Raw genomic sequence first — 1,982 nt, forward strand, 5'->3', positions numbered from 1 at the left:
GGTGGCCACAGGGGCGTCGCACTGGGACATGCCGGCAGACTGCCTACGCTAGCCCGAAGTTCCGTGATCTCGCGCGGCCGGTAGTGCGTTGACCTGCTGCTTTCCACTCTTGGGTTCGGGTGTTACTGGCTACCGGAGTCGGAGAGGTACGGGTGTGTGGATCAGGTCGAAGGCGCGGTACTGGCTGGGGGTCGGCACGGCCAGGAGTTGGAAGGTCTGATCGTGGGGGGTGCCGGCGACGTGCATGTCGTTGCGGGTGAGGGTGGCGAGGTGGCCGAGCAGGTCACCGAAGCTGCGGGCGGGGAGCTCGTCGTCGGTCTGCTGGGTGGTGGCCTTGCGTTCGGCCGCCGCGGAGCGGCGGGCCGGGGCGACCGGGTCGGTGGGGATGGGCGGCGTCTGGTCGGTGAAGGTCAGCGGCGCCCAGGCGGTGCGGAGGTGCCAGACCAGGTAGGCGGCGAGCAGGCACAGGAAGACGTGGCCGCGGACCCGACGCTCGGTGTAGTGCCGGATCGGGCGGAGGTCGAGGTCGATGGTCTTCAGGCTGCGGAAGTCGCGTTCGACCCGGGCCAGGCTCTTGTAGGTGGCGACCACCCGCGCGGCGTCGGCCCGGTCGGCGGGGAGGCTGGTGCGCAGCACGTAGATGCCGTCCAGGGCGGTCTCGGCGGCGATCGAGGGCTCGTCCCGGGCGTAGCCGAAGCTGCCCGGGGCGATCGCCAGCACGAAGTGCTTGGCCATCCTGCGTTTCCCGTCGACCCGGCCGACCCGCCGTCCGATCGCGCCGGCGTCGACGAGCCGGCCGGCCCGCACCGCGGCCACGATCTTGTCCAGGTCGGTCTCGGTGGCGGCGAGCAGCTCGCGGCGTTTGCGGGCCCGCTCCTCGGCCAGCGCCGGGTTGCGGCAGGCGACCAGCCGCTCACCGGGGTAGTCCGGGTGGCTGATCTCGGCGAGGGTGGCCTGATCGAACAGGCTCAGCTGCAGCGGCCCGGTGTCGGCGGCCAGCGCGGCGACGGCGGGCGCACGCAGTGCGGTCACCCAGCCCAGCCCGCCGAGCTCCCGCAGCGCCACGATCCGGGCACTGGTGATCATCCCGCGGTCGCCGACCAGGGTGAGATCGGTCAGCCCGAACCGTTCCCGGACGGTGTCGACCGCGGCGCTGAACGCGGTCGGGTCGGCGGTGTTCCCAGGGAACACCTGCACCGCGACCGGCCGGCCGGCCGGGTCGGTGAGCAGCCCGTACTCGATCTGCGGGTACCCCTTCTTGCCGTCCCGGGAGTACCCGTGGGCGGCCAGTGGGCAGCACCGGCCGGTCACCCACGAACTGGACAGGTCATACAGCGCGGTCCGGGCGGGGTTCGCCGCCGCGGCCAGGTGCCGGCCGGCCAGCGCCGCCTCGACCTCGCCCTGCCGGTCAACCAGCCAGTCCAGCGCGGCGTAGACCTCGTCGGTGCCGGCGTCGGCCACCCCGAGGTCGAGCGCCAGCGTGGTGTCGGCCCACCACCGGGTGGTGGCCAGCTTCGACGCCGGGCGCACCACCCGGGCCACCACCAACGCCAGCGCCAGGTCCCGCAGCCGGCCGGGCGGACCCAGCAGCTCGGGCAGCCGCAGCGCCCGGGCCTGCGCGTGCACCGCCGCGACATGCCCGTGCGGCACCGAGCGGGTCACCGTCAGATCCGCACCGGCGACCAGCAGCTCCTTGCCGGCCAGGCAGGCCCGGACCGCGTCGATCGCCGGGCCGGGCAGCGGTGACAGGTTCGCCAGCGTCTCGTGCTTGACCTTCCCGCCGTCCCGGAAGGTGCGCCGCAGCAGATGCGACACGTACTCCCGGTCCTCCCCGGACTTCGTCCGGTACCGGTTCCTGACTTTGGCTACGTGCATCGCCCCGGAACGCTGCCCCATCCCACGAATGTATAGCTGAACGACGAGGGTACGCCGGCACGACACGCGCTTTCACTGGCTACAGATTGAGTCGATGAAACACCGTC

1 protein-coding gene is annotated in these 1,982 nt (G+C 72.5%); it reads right to left on the reverse strand.

From position 1 onward, the window contains the following. Positions 1 to 129: 129 nt before the first annotated feature. On the reverse strand, positions 130 to 1,815 hold the full coding sequence (locus AABM41_09805; protein MEK6192590.1) for an IS1634 family transposase: 1,686 nt from the start codon (positions 1,813 to 1,815) through the stop codon (positions 130 to 132). Positions 1,816 to 1,982: the final 167 nt, after the last annotated feature.

This window comes from Chloroflexota bacterium (assembly GCA_038040195.1).
In the GTDB taxonomy this organism is placed as follows: domain Bacteria; phylum Chloroflexota; class Limnocylindria; order QHBO01; family QHBO01; genus DASTEQ01.